At 41.1% G+C, this 14,876-nt stretch carries 12 protein-coding genes; 10 read left to right on the top strand and 2 right to left on the bottom strand.

Annotated features, from left to right (window positions below; all coding sequences use genetic code 11):
• The first annotated feature begins 217 nt into the window (after positions 1 to 217).
• Complete coding sequence (locus tag D9603_RS17590) at positions 218 to 1,114, top strand: LysR family transcriptional regulator (protein ID WP_125252277.1); 897 nt, start codon at positions 218 to 220, stop codon at positions 1,112 to 1,114.
• 141 nt (positions 1,115 to 1,255) lie between these two features.
• On the opposite strand, the gene D9603_RS17585 is transcribed toward D9603_RS17590, so the two are convergent.
• Positions 1,256 to 2,626 carry an aspartate kinase gene (locus D9603_RS17585; RefSeq protein ID WP_128732298.1) on the bottom strand — a complete coding sequence of 457 codons (1,371 nt, stop codon included), beginning with the start codon at positions 2,624 to 2,626 and terminating at the stop codon, positions 1,256 to 1,258.
• A 10-nt stretch (positions 2,627 to 2,636) separates the two neighbouring features.
• On the bottom strand, positions 2,637 to 3,086 hold the full coding sequence (locus D9603_RS17580) for a carboxymuconolactone decarboxylase family protein (RefSeq protein ID WP_125252275.1): 450 nt from the start codon (positions 3,084 to 3,086) through the stop codon (positions 2,637 to 2,639).
• A gap of 318 nt (positions 3,087 to 3,404) precedes the next feature.
• Between D9603_RS17580 and D9603_RS17575 the strand changes: the two genes are divergently transcribed.
• From D9603_RS17575 to D9603_RS17535, 9 genes are all read left to right on the top strand, one after another.
• Positions 3,405 to 4,247 (top strand): SGNH/GDSL hydrolase family protein, encoded by an 843-nt coding sequence (locus tag D9603_RS17575; protein WP_128732297.1) that lies wholly within the window; start codon positions 3,405 to 3,407, stop codon positions 4,245 to 4,247.
• A gap of 9 nt (positions 4,248 to 4,256) precedes the next feature.
• The gene (locus D9603_RS17570; protein ID WP_206644516.1) at positions 4,257 to 4,709 is read left to right on the top strand and encodes a GNAT family N-acetyltransferase; all 453 of its coding nucleotides are present in this window, start codon (positions 4,257 to 4,259) and stop codon (positions 4,707 to 4,709) included.
• 4 nt (positions 4,710 to 4,713) lie between these two features.
• Complete coding sequence (locus tag D9603_RS17565; RefSeq protein ID WP_128732296.1) at positions 4,714 to 5,247, top strand: nitroreductase family protein; 534 nt, start codon at positions 4,714 to 4,716, stop codon at positions 5,245 to 5,247.
• 2 nt (positions 5,248 to 5,249) lie between these two features.
• Positions 5,250 to 5,795 (top strand): nitroreductase family protein, encoded by a 546-nt coding sequence (locus D9603_RS17560; RefSeq protein WP_125252272.1) that lies wholly within the window; start codon positions 5,250 to 5,252, stop codon positions 5,793 to 5,795.
• A gap of 12 nt (positions 5,796 to 5,807) precedes the next feature.
• On the top strand, positions 5,808 to 9,134 hold the full coding sequence (locus D9603_RS17555) for an AMP-binding protein (RefSeq protein ID WP_128732295.1): 3,327 nt from the start codon (positions 5,808 to 5,810) through the stop codon (positions 9,132 to 9,134).
• A complete protein-coding gene (locus D9603_RS17550; protein WP_128732294.1) occupies positions 9,134 to 10,747 on the top strand; it encodes a tryptophan 7-halogenase in 1,614 nt (537 codons plus the stop codon). The genes D9603_RS17555 and D9603_RS17550 overlap by 1 nt, the downstream gene beginning before the upstream one ends.
• 28 nt (positions 10,748 to 10,775) lie before the next feature.
• Positions 10,776 to 11,954: an iron-containing redox enzyme family protein gene (locus tag D9603_RS17545; protein ID WP_125252269.1), complete on the top strand. Its 1,179-nt coding sequence runs from the start codon at positions 10,776 to 10,778 to the stop codon at positions 11,952 to 11,954.
• A 627-nt stretch (positions 11,955 to 12,581) separates the two neighbouring features.
• Positions 12,582 to 13,592 carry a sigma 54-interacting transcriptional regulator gene (locus tag D9603_RS17540; protein WP_161972763.1) on the top strand — a complete coding sequence of 337 codons (1,011 nt, stop codon included), beginning with the start codon at positions 12,582 to 12,584 and terminating at the stop codon, positions 13,590 to 13,592.
• Positions 13,593 to 14,159: 567 nt separating this feature from the next.
• On the top strand, positions 14,160 to 14,741 hold the full coding sequence (locus tag D9603_RS17535; protein ID WP_128732293.1) for an aminodeoxychorismate/anthranilate synthase component II: 582 nt from the start codon (positions 14,160 to 14,162) through the stop codon (positions 14,739 to 14,741).
• The last annotated feature ends 135 nt before the right edge of the window (positions 14,742 to 14,876 follow it).

Here is a 14,876-nt window from a genome sequence, read left to right as displayed (position 1 = left end):
TCTATTAGATAATTTACAATGTAACATATTGTTAAAGGTTTTTAGTTGATTTAGCAGTCTGGATGGTTGCTTATATATGTAAATGTTGTGTTTCTTTTGTTTTTAAGTGGTATATGTATTTAGTGTTTTACATATATGTATACAAATGTATTGTTTTTGTTTTGTTTGAAGTGGTGTATCTTCCTCAATTAGGAATGGATAACAACAGGTGGTAGTAATGCTGAAAAAGGTATCGACATTTTTAAAAGTCGTAGAGTGTGGAAGTTTTAGTAAAGCAGCCGATGTATTAGGAGTTAGCCCTTCATCTATTTCACGTCAGATCAGTCAACTTGAGGATCAAGTAAAAGGTAAACTACTTAAAAGGACTGCAAGGTCTATCGCATTAACAGAAGTAGGAAGAGAGTATTATAAACAGGCTGCTAAAATCATTCAGGACATTGAAAGTTTAAATTCAATAGGTCAATCTCAGTGTTCTGAGGTTGAGGGGACGCTTAATATATCAGTATTTGAATCATTCGGTCTCAAGTATATCGCTCCATTATTACCTAAGTTTTTACAACAGCATCCTAATTTATCTGTGGAGTTAGACCTGAGTAATGATGTCGTCGATTTATATCGAGAACGTTTTGATGTAGGTATTCGTTTGGGCGTGCCAAAAGACTCTCGTCTTGTTGTTAGGCCGTTGCTCAAAAATAATATGGTGTTGTGTGCATCACCTGAATACCTAAAACAGCACGGTACCATTAAACATCCTAACGAGTTGACGCTACACAATTGTTTGTCACTATGTCGCAATGGTAAGGGCGTAAAATGGAGTTTTTGCCATGAAGGAGAAAAAATTAATGTTGATGTAAAAGGAAACCTTATTTCTGCTGGTGGCCAGGTGTTAATTGAAGCGGCTAAGCAGGGGCTTGGGTATGTTCTATTGCCTGAATGGGCATTACTAAAAGATTTACAAAGTGGTAATTTAGTTCAGTGTTTAGATAACTGGGAAGCGGATATTGGTCGAACACAAATTTATGTGTTTTATTTAAAAGATAATTTTACTCAAAATAATATTCAGGCGTTTTTTAATTTCCTCAAACAAGAATTACCAAGTCAATTTATCATTTAACCTGCTAACCTATTACACATAAATTTGACGTAGTAGTAAGGGATAACCGTCGCTAGAGAGCAGGTTATTATCTTGAGTTCAGGTTATTTAATCTACACCACATACTGGAAGCAGGAGCAATTGCCCCTGCTTTTATGGCTACTATAGCTGAGTCACGCTTTCTGTGGCGATAGCCAGATGCAGCTCTTGTAGCAATGCCAACAAGTGTTGAGGTTCGACGACAAAGCTCATCACGCTCTCATGACCAAGGCCAAAGGTTCTAATCACTGGGTGTTCATCAAGCAAGTTAGTTACGTAGGTGGTAAAACGGCTGGCTTGGTTTAATTGACTACCCACGATAGAAGCTAAAGATAAGTCTTGTTCACATTGGATCAAAATATCTTCAAAACCGTTAGAGATCAGGTATTGATCAATTTCATTGAGGCGTGCTTCGTCCATATTTTGGGTGATCAACACAATGCTATTTGCATGTAACTCGCAGACTTGAAAATGAAGTCCCAATTGTGTGATCAATGCAAGTAGTAATTGGATCCGTGTTAGCTCTGCAAGACCGCTTTGATTGATCGTTAACAATGATACATTATTCAAATAAGTGACAGAGTATGCACCTGTTGGTTCATTGATATTATGGATCAACGTATGCTTCCCTGAGGGTTTAAAAGTCGAAGCTACTTTAATAGGAATACATCCTTGCATTGCCGGTTCAATAGACTTTCTGTGAAGCACTTTAGCTCCCAAGTTTGCCAGCATAGCAGTAGCACGATAGCTCAACTCCTCAATCGCAAACGTATCAGCAATAATACGCGGATCTCCTGAATATACACCTTCGACATCAGTCCAAATTTGTAACTCTGTTGCTTGGCTTGCTTGGGCGATGATTGCTGCACTAAAATCACTGCCGCCACGACCCAAAGTAACGAGTTCGTCAGTCTCGATGTGTTTTGCAATAAATCCCTGAGTAACGATAAGTTGCTCTGAAGGAAGTAACTCAAGTTGTTGCTGGCAAGCTTGAGTGCACAATGCAATATCGACTTGATAGTCATCATACTCATCACCGCTAACAGAAATGAGTTCTAACGCACTGCGCTCTTGATTTTGCAAGCGACAGCTGGCAAAAATCATTGAGACTAGCTTTGAGGAAATGATTTCGCCCATCGAAATAATCGTGTGATAGTCGCTGTTATTTCGAGTGTGAAAGAAGCGGGAGGCTTTCCTTGCCAATTGTTCAAGCCATATTGAGATCGCTTCATTACATACCTGTTGCAGTGGTAAGCCGTACATTGGTAGTGTGAAGTTTTCATAAAATTGAGTGATCTCAGAATGGATCAAGCTGATGTGCTCTAAAGAACGAGAACGGGTCAAAGCAACCAGTTTTTCAGTGATCCCTGCTTGGGCACTGACTACAACCACTTTCACTGATTTATCATTTTTGACTATATTGGCGCACTGCAAAATAGATTCAAAAGAAGCTACACTTGTTCCGCCGAATTTCGCAACCTTTAAAGCACTCATGGAATTATCCTTATACGTTATATGTTCCTGCAACAGTTCCAATTGACAATACCAAGCGGTTCCAGCTATTGATACCGATCACAGCCAAGCTTAGCTCACCAATTTCACTGTTTGAGAAATAGGCTCTGACTTCTTCATACACGTGGTTTGGTACCTGTTCAGTTGAGATGTTAGTGAGCGTTTCTGTCCATAATAAAACCGCACGCTCTTTCTCATCAAAGTAAGGCGTTTCTCTCCAATTTTGCACATTGATTAATTCATGAACATCAAGCCCATCTTTTTGCGCATTTTTGAAGTGCATATCAACACAAAATGCACAACCGTTAATCTGCGAAGCATACAATTTGATCAGGTGTAGTAATTTCTTATCAATTGAGCTTGACTGGATATTCTGCTCCATATTCATAAGAGAATTGAAGACAAACTCAGGCATATCTTTATAAGTCATTCTTTCTTTCACGGTTGTTCTCCTTACATTTAGTATGTTAACCAGAATGAACAAGGCAAAATTTAAGCCAAGGTTAATTTATTTTTCTATTGTTATGATATTTATAGGTTTTTTGTTAGTTTTTGCTGGGAAGCATGGTTTCAGCATGGAGAAAGGTGAAATTATGTTTTGCTCTGAGTACCCAATGTAATCAATCTAGTACTTCGCGCCACTGAATAGCTAAGTGAAAGTTTAAAAACCCATACTTATCAATGTGTTGGATGTTTGGCATGGAATTTGGTTATTACCCTGTAACACGAGAGGATTTGAATTTTATTTGAGGGTGTGGCCATGTCACAAGACGATTTAGAAAAAGCGAAAAGGATTATACGATTTTTTCATCCGGAAAAACGTTTCAGTTTTATGTCGGGTGCGAATGATCCTGCGGTATTAGCAGCAATGTTTGGTGTACCCCAAGACACCTACCTTGCGATCCGAAACGAGTTTGAACTTAACGTCAACCTTGCTGCGCGAGAGCTGCTTAATGAACCTGATTACCTAAAAAGCATTCAACAGATCCCGCTTGTAGATAATGCCACTATTGCAGTGATCGGTGATAGTTTGACGGATGATTATCAATCTTGGTTTGAAATCTTGCAAAAAAGTTTTCAGATTGCCCGTCCTGAAGCCAATATCACTTGGGTAAACACGGCATTGTCTGGTGATACCACAATGCAGCTATTTTCAACATTAACTCAAATAGAAGCGGTAAAACCTGATTACCTATTTTGCTTGATTGGTACCAACGATGGCCGAGTTCATGGTGATGGCAAAAAGTCATGCACTGGATTTAGAGAGGTGATTGATAACCTGTCTGAAATCGCTACGCGTGCTGAATCTTGTGTGCAAAAAGAGTTTATCTGGATCACTCCTGTAGGTGTTCAAGAAGATTGGATCAAAGAAGATTGGCTACTGAATAAGTTTAACGCTTCTTGGAGTCATCAACAGATCTTACAAACCGCTGAGCTGATCCGTACTCGCCCAGAAAAACACATCGATATTACCGAGATTTTTGCAGGTGAAAGGCGTGACGCCATGTTCCTTGAAGATGGCTTACATTGGAGCCTACAAGGACAGAAATCGGTAGCTAGAAGTGTTGTCACAGGTTTCCATCGCATTTTGATGCCGCGCTAAGGAGTGCCCGTGAGTATTAACATAAAAGTAGCTAGCCTCGAAGACAATGCCCAAGTTGCAAACTTGTTTGATTTATATCGTCAGTTTTATAAACAAGATAGCGATCTAGATGGTGCTGCGAGCTTTATTCATCAGCGCTTGATGAAAAAAGACTCAACTATTTTTCTCGCAACGTCAGAGGAAAGCGAACTGGGATTCCTACAGGTTTATCCAACATTTTCTTCCATTTCAATGGCTAATGTATGGCTTATTAATGATCTGTATGTATGCAGTCGTGCTCGAGGCCAGGGAGTTGCAAAACAGTTATTGCAGCAATGTGTTGAACAAGCTGAGCAACTGCAAGTTAAGTTAATTCGCATCTCAACTGAGTTTAGCAATACCGCAGCGGCGCAGCTATACGAGCAATTTGGCTTCGAAAAAGATACTCGCTTTCAACATTATAACTATTTCTTAAAAGGATAATGAGATGGATAGACAAGAAACGTTACATCAGCTTATTAGCGCTGCTTTTCTAGCGCCAACGTCTTTCAACTTGCAGCACTTTAGGTTTATTGATGTGCAAGACAAAGATAAGCAACAAACACTACTTAGTGCAGCTGCTAACTGGGCTGATGAAGGTGAACCTGAGTTTGTTATTGCACTTTGTGGTGATAACAACAGTTGGCAAGAGGCAGCGAATTTTGCCAAGCACGTAAGTGATGAATTTGTCGAAATGTCGCAGCAAAAAGCCACTATGGTTTATAGCAGCAACGAAGTAACACGACGTGATGAAGTTAACCGCACCAATGGCTTTGCATTTACCAACATGTTGGTGAAAGCACATCAATTGGGGTTAGGTTCTCGTGTGCTTGAGATAGACAGTCCATCTTCAGTCACTGATTTATTGAATATATCTGACGCCTATTCGCTGTCGGCTGTGGTGGTGTTTGACAAAGCATTAGCCAAGCCACTACTTAAATGCCAACCGGATTTAAACCTAATCTCTGAAGATGGATTTTAATTATGAATATGTTTTCTAACGAAAGACTGGCTGTTGCCATGCGTGAGCGCCGCGCAATCAAGCACTTTGAACCAAGCTTTGTTATTCCTGAAGGTGATAGAAAGCACATCCTTTCATTCGCTACGGAGTTAGACCTTGGCTTTAATATGCCACCACTTAGGATCTGTCGTGTATCAGACATGGCATTAAGAGAGCAAATTAAAGAAGTCGGCTTTCAGCAGCCACAACACACCGGTGCAAGTGAGCTTTGGGTTGTATGTATTGATACTAAAGCGCTTTCAACTAAAGAAGCAGAGCACGCAAGAACGCAAGCGATGTTTTATGGTGCTGCATATTCACAAGCCTTGATGCTTGGCGCAGCTAGCTTAGGTTATGACTCATGCCCAATGATAGGTTTCCAGTTTGGCCCTGTTGGTGAGTTGATCTCGCTGCCAGAGTCTTACGTGCTGTGTAACTTTGTGGTGATGGGTAAGCGTAAAAAAGCCCCGCTTACACGCGGCTCAAAACTCGCTATCGAAGATGTTTTATTTACTGATGAATTAGTGTAAGGCGGCAGTAAGATGGCTTTATCCTCGTTAAGTTTTCCAGTTTCAGCTGAACTACAACCGGTAGCTAGTACAGGTTTTGTAGCCGCATTGGCGCAAATATTACAACGTGTACTAAAAGTAGAACAGTTGGCGATTACACTAGATGAGTGTTATCGGTTGATAGCGCTCAATGCAGAAAGTGAACGTCGCGATATTGAGCTGCAACTTAACGAGGTATTTACGGATCAAAACTGCTTTTCTCAGCTAACGATTGAGCCGCGGACAGCTGAGCATGGTGGTGCGACAGCACAGTTAGTTTTGGCGCTAGGCGACGGGCAAATCAACATTACATTTGATGACTCGATTTTTCCAGAAGCGCTACTTAACACCATACTTGAAAGCGCCTTAACCCAGTTAATGGACGCTCAAACAAGAGCCACGGCTGCGCTACATATACAGCGTCAACATTTTTCGGGTACTGAAGCGGCATGCTTAGCTGATATTAATCAACAGTTTCTGCATATAGTTGATCAATATCCAATGCGACAAGCCATTACTGATGGTGATATTTGCCTCACTTATGGTGAGCTAGCGCAACAAGTAAGCATACTTGCATCTCGCTTGGCTAACCTTTCAGTGCAAGGTAAACGAGTTGCAGTGGTATTGCCTCGCGGCCATAAAACCGTTATTTCAATGCTTGCAATTAGCTTTGTTGGGGCAACGTATGTCCCGATAGAGACGTTAAACCCAGTTTCTTATATTTGCGAGCAGATCAATCATATTGCAGCGGCGGTGGTTATCTGTGATAAGACTGATGATAGTTATCAAGACTTACCAAATAGCCATCATTGGGACTCACTGATTGCCTCAGCTGGTACAGAGTTTGTTCCAGAGGTGATGCACCCAGACAGGGAATTTACGGTGTTGTTCACCTCTGGATCAACCGGTAAATCTAAAGCTGTGGTTCATGCAGAGCGCTCTTTTTTAGCCCGATTTGATTGGCAATGGCAAGTCTCGCCAATTACCGCTGAGGATGTTGTCGGACAAAGAACCAATGTTGGCTTTGGGCCACACATTTGGGAAATCTTAGGAGCCATCTTAAAGGGGGCGCACCTAGTTATCTTGACTGATGCTATTGTGGCAAATCCAAAGCAATTAATTAGTTATATTCAGCAATATGAAATAACTCGGCTTGCTCTAGTGCCTTCGATAGCGAAATTGTTGGTTGAGACCAAAGGGGTGCAAGCAAATTGTCGCTCTTTACAAGTTTGCTCGTTAGCGGGTGAAGAATTTGGCATGCAGTTAGTTGAAAAACTAAGGAACACATTTGTAGGTTGTCAGATATTTAATGACTTCGGCTCTACTGAGTGTAATTGCATGTTCTTCCATCCAATCAGCAATGAAGTCACCTTGGGTAGACCTTCTAGTGCCGCATCGTTAACTATCATCAATGATGCTGGTGAGCCTTGTTTACCATTTGAAGCCGGCATGCTGCATGTAAATGGAAAGACGTTGGCCAAAGGGTATGTCAACGAGCAAGGAGAAATTACCGAGCTGCCACAATCACAATATGGGTATGTCACAGGAGACAATGTTTTCTTTGACGAAAAAGGCTATTTGTATTCTCAAGGACGCAAGAATAATGTGGTTAAAGTGCGGGGGATGCGTGTCGACATCGTGAATGTCGAACAGCAATTACAAACATTATTAGAGATAGACAAACTCAAGTTAGTCGCTCGCAAAAAGTCAGATGGTGAAACCCAGCTGATCGCTTTTTACCAGTCTTCGCATCTTGCTGTTGAATTGCTACGACGTTGTAAAGATAAATTACCAGTGCATTACTGTCCGGCATTTTTCTTTTCAGTCAGCTCTTTTCCGCGTCTACCAAACGGCAAGTTAGACCGAATGCAGCTGTTGAAGAAATTACAAACGCACGCTGACCATAACCAAAGTACAGCCAAAGATAAGCTCATCAAGATGCTTGCCGATATTACGGAGCTGCCGTTATCAAGTCTTGATATTGAAGCTTATTCACTGGTTGAACTAGGCGTGGATTCATTAGGACTAGTGAAAGTCGCGCATGCTATAGAATCGGTGTTCTCGCGCTCTGTTTCTTTGGCGCAGGTGGCTGCAATTACTCGCTTTTCTGAGCTAGTGGAGTTAGCGCAAGGGCGCTTTGTCACACCAAAACAGAAATTAGTACATCAAGATGTAGATCATTTATTGACTTACTTTACGACGTTGCAGCCACAGTCTAACCTCGCAGGTAACAGTGTATTGCTCACCGGTGCCAGTGGGTTTATCGGGGCATTTATGCTAGCCGAATTAACTAAGCATCATATCGTTTACTGCCCGGTTAGAGCGCAAAACTCACAGCATGCACAAGCCAAAGTTCAGCAAAATCTACAAAAATATGGTTTATCGGTTGAAGTACCTGAAAATCTTCGCGTAGTGGCTGGTGATATTACCAAACCCAACTTTGCCTTATCAAAAGTACACTTTGAGCAACTCATTGACGAGGTTGGCACTGTGTATCACTTAGCGGCAAATGTGAACCATGTACAAAGTTATGCAAACTTACGTATTGAAGTGCTGCAAACATGGGAAAACTTACTGCCATTTATCAACCGTGCTGGTAGTCAGTTTCATTTTTTCTCCTCAATTGCGGTATGTAAATTAATTGATGGGCATTGGCGTGATGAGGCTGTGCCTGAAAACCCAGACTCGATAGCTTCTGGCTACGGTCAAAGTAAGTGGCTCGCAGAGCAGTTACTTACAAGCTGCAAAGCTGCAGCATCCATCAACATTTATCGACTTGGTGAAATAGGTGGCTGTCGAACGACAGGGCAAGGCCGAAGCGACGACTTTGTACATAATTTATTGGCTGTGATGTCGGCTATTCCTTTTTACCCAGCAGAATTGGCGGAGTCGACTCTGGTGGTGGATGTGTTGCCTGTGGATTGGTTGGTGCAATTTACTCAGCTGGCGATGGCGCAACAAAAAGTGACCTTGTTTAATTTGCAAAACCCAAGTCCTACGCCGCTTATTCGCGTATTGGACGATTTGGGGTGTAAGCCATCAACAGAGGTCAGTTGGCAACAATGGCTAACAGAAATTCACCAATGCGTAATCGACAACGCCGATAGTTTACTAAATGTTTTACCTTTTTATACCACACCTAATGATCCTAGTTGGCTCAATTACTTTTCATCTTTGGAAATGGACTGTAGTGCAATGACGCAGATCTTAGGTGATCGTCTAGGAACACCTGAGATCGCTCAATTGCAGTGGCGCGCGTATGCGCAAAATTGGCGTAAACACGGATTAGATTTTAACAAAAACAAAGGAGCACAGTTCTAATGAACGGAGCAGACAATACCATAGTGATTCTGGGTGGGGGGCTTGCAGGATCAACATTAGCTAAACAGCTGATCATGATGTATCCCAACTTAGATATTAAGATCTTAGAGTTTAACTCTTACCCAGTACCACTGGCTAAATTTAAAGTTGGTGAGTCAACTGTAGATATGGCAGGGCACTATCTTAGAAATGTATTGCAACTTGAAGCACATTTAGAACAAGAGCAATTACCTAAATATGGGTTACGGTTTTTCTTACCTGATGGTGACAATACGGATATTACCACTCGCGTAGAAGTTGGTAATGGTCAGCGTCCTGTATCCAAAAGCTACCAGCTAGATCGCGGTAAATTTGAAAACTTTATGCATGCGACGTTGCTTGAGCAAGGCGTTGATTTTATTGACTCTGCAAAAGTGGTCAACATTGCTATCAATGAATCATCTCACCGTGTCACCTATGTTAAGGACAGTGGTTCAGAACATACGATAGAAGCTCGTTGGGTGTTAGACGCAAGTGGTGGTGCGCGACTATTGCAAAAAACACTTAACCTTGAAGCGGTGCATACCAAAAGTCACCACTCAGCATGGTTTAGGGTTGCTGGCAAAGTGGAGATCAACGATCTATCCACCGATCCACAATGGTTAGCACGAGTTCCTGAAGTTGCTCGTCAATTATGTACTAACCACCTGATTGGCAAAGGTTACTGGGTGTGGATCATTCCACTATCAGGAGATAACACCAGTATTGGTGTGGTGGTTGACCCTGAGTACCACGATGTGGAACAGCTTAAGACATTAGAGTCTACGCACGCTTGGTTAAGCCAGCACGAGCCACAACTGGCAGCGCTATTACAAGCTAAACAGTTTGAGGTTATGGATTACAAAGCGATGGGCAACTTTACTTATCGTTGTGAATCATTGTTTAGTCCAAATCGCTGGGCGTTGACCGGTATTTGTGGTTCGTTCACAGATCCATTCTATTCACCAGGCACTGACTTTATTGCCATTGCAAACACACTGATTTGTAAATTGGTTGGTGAAGATCTTGCTGGAAACGATCTTAAAGCGCCATGTATGGCTTCCGAGCAGATGTACTTTGCTGGCTACGACTCATTAATCAGCACAGTAGAGAATCAATACGGCATCTTTGCACATAATTTGGCAACCAGCTGTAAGCTGCTGTGGGATGGCACATTAGCATGGTCAGGCGCAGGCTTGATGTTTTGTAATGACCGATTTACAGATGCAAAAATTGCCATGGAAGTATCAGATGAACTGATGCTAATGGGCAAGCTGCATACCACAATGCAGCAAGTATTCCGTCGCTGGAGTACCTCAATTCCTGACCGCGAGCTGCGCAAAGACATTATTGTCGACCAGCTAGATAATTTTGGCCAACGAGCACAAAGAGCGTTAGTGCAAGATTATTCAGATGAAGCGTTAGTGGCGCAGGTCAAACAGAACTTCAATACGTTGTGCACATTGGCTGTCGCAATGTTCAAACTAGTAGAAGATAAACCCGTTACAGATTCAGAAGTGGCTTTATTGGTATCCGGTTACCGTCATGAGCCTGAGGTAGAGACTGAGCTGAACAATTTACTTTTCAATCATTAATATTAAATAATAAAACTTGGAGTATATCATGCAAGGAACAGTAACTAGCGTATCAAAAGCTCGAGTTGGTGAGCGTTTTGAAGAACTAGTCTCAAAACATCCACTGTGGCAAAACCCACTTCTAGTGGCATGTTCTAAGAACGAATTAAGTCTTAAAGACTATGGCTACTTAATTGCTCAACACTTTTACTATTCAAGAGGGTTTACACGGCTATTGTCAGCCCTAATGATGCAGTGTGACGATGATAAGTTCAGAGCTGAGCTTTCTCATAACTTATGGGAAGAAGCTGGCGAAGAAAATATGGAAGAGCGCCATTCAAATTTACTACGTAAAATGATGAATGATGTTTTTGATATTGCAAATCCAGACGGAACCGATTTTAAAACCTACACCGTGACGTATTTTGACGAGTGCCTACGTTTTCTTAAAAACACGAATAGCATCGGTGCTGCGGCATTCCTTGGTTGGGGTACTGAAGGGGTTGTTGCCAATATTTATGAATATTGGTTCGAAGGCCTAAAAGGTTTAGGTGTAGAAGAAGAAGCGCTACGTTATCTAAGTCTACACATGGAGTGTGATGATGAGCACGCAGAAGTTATCGAAAATATCGCACTATCACAGTGCAATGATGATGTGTCTTCACATGCACAAGAGATTGAGGCAGCGATCAACAAAGCACTCGATTTGCGTGACGAGTATTTCCGCGCAATCTACCAAGATATTACGACAGCGAAGATTGAACCGCTAGTATCGGCTATTTGTGGTAAGCAACCGTACTATAAAGTTGAAGATGTGCCTTCGTTTAGTAGCTCATTAACGCAAAATAGCGGTGTGAAGTTATATAGCAACCAACAACAAGATGATGGCATTAACTTTGAAGTAAGCCGTTTTAATATTGGTTGTGAAGTGATGGATCCAAGGTTACTTGAGATCCCTGAAGGCTGTCGCAACGAGTGTCATAAGCATGCTCACGAATCAATGTTCTATGTTGTATCAGGCGAGGGTCGAGTGCATATTGCTGATGAGCATATTGAAGTGTCAGCAGGTCAACTTGTTTACGTACCACGCTGGGTTGATCACTATAGTGAGAACACCGGAGAGGGTAAACTGACTATTCTTGCAATCACCGACTTTGGTTTGACTAAACACTTTCCAAATAACACTGACTTTAGCTATAGAAAAAAGCAACAAGAACAAGTTGCTTAATTATTCCAAGTTCTGGTTAGTTAGGCTCAGAGTCAAGGGTGCTTGCACTCTGAGCTACTCATCCTTTCGTTTTTTGACTATTTATTACTGTTGACTTGCAGTTTTTTCAACTTCTCACTCATTCAAGTACATATATAACGTTGCATGTTGTTTGTAGCTTTTTGATTATTATTAGTTTTTTCTTTTTCTCTTCACATTCTCATGACTTTTTTTAGCGTGCAATTAAGGTTGCATCTGATGCAATCATAGTTTGACGTATTTTGTATTTTAATCATTGTTAAACTGGTTAATAATGTGTTTTAAGGAATGTTCATAATGTTACAACAAGGTTGCATTTCGCTATTTTATCTTATGGTTTTCTCTATTTTATTGAGTATTTTGAAACGCTCAATAGGTGGTAAATAGCAGCGTAAAACCCCGTGTAATAACTAATACCAACAGTTCTTTATAAGGCAAAAAACGAAATAACAAAGTAAGGAGATGTTTTTGTTATTACTTTTTTACCTTTCTCGTCACACAAAGAAAGTTGGAGCCATGGTGCACTGGGTGGGCAATACCATTGCAGTAAATGATTAATGAGCGTTTTCCTGTAGTAAGTTGCGTCGGATGTTCATAAAGAGGGGAAGTATGGATAAGTATAATAAAGTACTAAACGGGGTCGGAGCTGAAAATCTAATTATTGATAGAGATGAAGACTTCAAAGCCTGCATCTTAGCTAAAAATGAAGAGCTTGCGAGTATTATTCAAGGTGAAACGGGAACAGGTAAAGAAGAGTTTGCTAAATTAGTGCATCGCAAACGTATTTATCTGCAAGGAGAAGAGGTTCCTTTCGTTTCTGTTAACTGTGCAAACTTTAATAACGAATTATCGTTATCGCTTTTATTTGGTCATGTGAAAGGTGCCTTCTCAGGGGCTGAAAAGAGCACAGATGGCTTTATCGCAGAAGCAAACGGTGGGATTTTATTTTTAGACGAGATCCACACCTTGTCTATCGAGACCCAGCAAAAATTACTGCGGGTACTCAATGATGGTTCTTATAGCCGTCTAGGAGATACCAAAACGCTCTACTCTAAATTCCAAGTTATCGCTGCGACGACTAAAGACTTGGATGAAGAAGTTGAAAAGGGCACTTTTTTAATGGATTTAAGGTTTCGGTTACTGGGCATCGAGTTAACCATGAAGCCACTGCGTGAACGCAAAGACGATATTCCTAAACTGATTGATGTTTTCCTTAAAAATAAGGACATTATGCTCAGTCCTGCACAATATACTGAGTTAGTCAGCTTATGTAAGAAGTATTATTGGCAAGGCAACATTAGACAGCTTTTTGGGGTTTTGAACGCCTGGATTGCGATGTGCGATGGTAAAGTGAATATTGCTTATTTTCCACAATATAACAACATGCTAAAACCATCAGCAGTGTCTAAAAGTGACAAAGGTGGGTATGGCAAAGTCATGTCAGTATTAGAGCGTGCTATTAGCCTAGATATCTCCTTTTCCGAAGCAATAGAAGAAGTTGAATGCTTCATTATCGAAGAAGCAATGGGTCTCAATCCCAGCGTTTCTGACGTTTATCAAGGTTTACAGCTAAGTAGAAATAATTTTTACGTAAAAAGACGAAAGTACGGCTTAACGTAATAAAAGACCAATCAGCCTTAATACTTGCTCAATTTGAAGGAGTAAATCTGACGCTAACAGCGTGCTCGACAAGATTTTCTCGCCTCAAAATAGACTACTTACTTAAGACAATTGGTATAAATCACTTTCTGAGGTGGCAGACAGTTACGCCGCCTCTGCACTTCTTTATAACCACTGTTCTTTGGCTTAAATACGCGCTATCACTTTTACCAAATTCGTTTTAAGGCTGCTGTATCTTTGCAGTCCGTGCTACACTCCTGCCGTTTGTAATTTGGCCGTCGTGATTTGCCCATCATCGTACTGAGTGAGTTTTACTCATTATCTCGATGTACAAAGTCGATGCTCAAATTTAAGAGCCTGATATTCGTATAATGAACGCTAACCCATTTTGTCTGATGCTTGCTCAACTTGAGGGCGTAAAATAGTCGCTAATGATGTAAAAAGTTGCTTATTTGGCATAACCAAATAGTCAAACTTTTGCTGTGTTATCGATAAAATTGTCTTACCTCAAAATAGAGCAGTTAATGAGGCAAATTGGCATAAGCTATGGTGTGGAGTAAAGCTTATATGCTGTTAATGATCGATAACTACGATTCTTTTACGTACAATTTAGTACAGTACTTTCAACGTTTGAATATTGAAGTATTGGTTAAGCGTAATGATGAACTTAGCATCGCTCAAATTAAGCAGCTTCGACCAAAGTATCTAGTGTTGTCTCCAGGACCTTGTACGCCGAATGAAGCAGGTATATCACTGCAAGTAGTGGAACAGCTTCAGGGCAGTTTGCCTATTCTGGGGATCTGTTTAGGTCATCAGACAATTGCGCAAGCACTAGGAGGTAATGTGCGCCGTGCCAGACAAGTCATGCACGGTAAAACTTCTCTTGTATATCACAATAATAAAGGGGCATTTAACGGGCTTCCTTCGCCTTATGAAGTCTGCCGATACCATTCACTTATTGTAGAAAAAAACGCCTTGCCAGCAACGCTTGAAGTGAGCGCATGGACACAGTCCCCAGAAGGTAAGTTTGATGAAATTATGGGACTTGTCGCACCAGATAGGGCGCTTGAGGGAATACAATTTCATCCTGAAGCAATCTTGACCGAGCATGGGTTAGCATTACTTGATAACTTCCTAAAACGCTTCTAAAGTTTAAACAAAACCAGCTCTGTTTTGTAATTGTGCAAATAATCTGCACGCTTGAGGTCGTGTGGGTATAATACCAATTTGACTTAATACTTGCTCAATTTGAAGGAGTAAATATGACGCTAACAGCGTTAAAAA

Origin of the sequence: Pseudoalteromonas sp. PS5 (assembly GCF_004103255.1) — a bacterium.
Taxonomy (GTDB): Bacteria; Pseudomonadota; Gammaproteobacteria; order Enterobacterales; family Alteromonadaceae; genus Pseudoalteromonas; species Pseudoalteromonas peptidolytica.
This window is presented reverse-complemented; position numbering and strand designations above follow the sequence as displayed.

Bases quoted from the DNA above. Each gene is read 5' to 3' on its own strand.
- D9603_RS17590 (WP_125252277.1), top strand. From the start codon at position 218: ATGCTGAAAAAGGTATCGACATTTTTAAAAGTCGTAGAGTGTGGAAGT.
- D9603_RS17585 (WP_128732298.1), bottom strand. From the start codon at position 2,626: ATGAGTGCTTTAAAGGTTGCGAAATTCGGCGGAACAAGTGTAGCTTCT.
- D9603_RS17575 (WP_128732297.1), top strand. From the start codon at position 3,405: ATGTCACAAGACGATTTAGAAAAAGCGAAAAGGATTATACGATTTTTT.
- D9603_RS17565 (WP_128732296.1), top strand. From the start codon at position 4,714: ATGGATAGACAAGAAACGTTACATCAGCTTATTAGCGCTGCTTTTCTA.
- D9603_RS17560 (WP_125252272.1), top strand. From the start codon at position 5,250: ATGAATATGTTTTCTAACGAAAGACTGGCTGTTGCCATGCGTGAGCGC.
- D9603_RS17555 (WP_128732295.1), top strand. From the start codon at position 5,808: ATGGCTTTATCCTCGTTAAGTTTTCCAGTTTCAGCTGAACTACAACCG.
- D9603_RS17550 (WP_128732294.1), top strand. From the start codon at position 9,134: ATGAACGGAGCAGACAATACCATAGTGATTCTGGGTGGGGGGCTTGCA.
- D9603_RS17545 (WP_125252269.1), top strand. From the start codon at position 10,776: ATGCAAGGAACAGTAACTAGCGTATCAAAAGCTCGAGTTGGTGAGCGT.
- D9603_RS17540 (WP_161972763.1), top strand. From the start codon at position 12,582: ATGGATAAGTATAATAAAGTACTAAACGGGGTCGGAGCTGAAAATCTA.
- D9603_RS17535 (WP_128732293.1), top strand. From the start codon at position 14,160: ATGCTGTTAATGATCGATAACTACGATTCTTTTACGTACAATTTAGTA.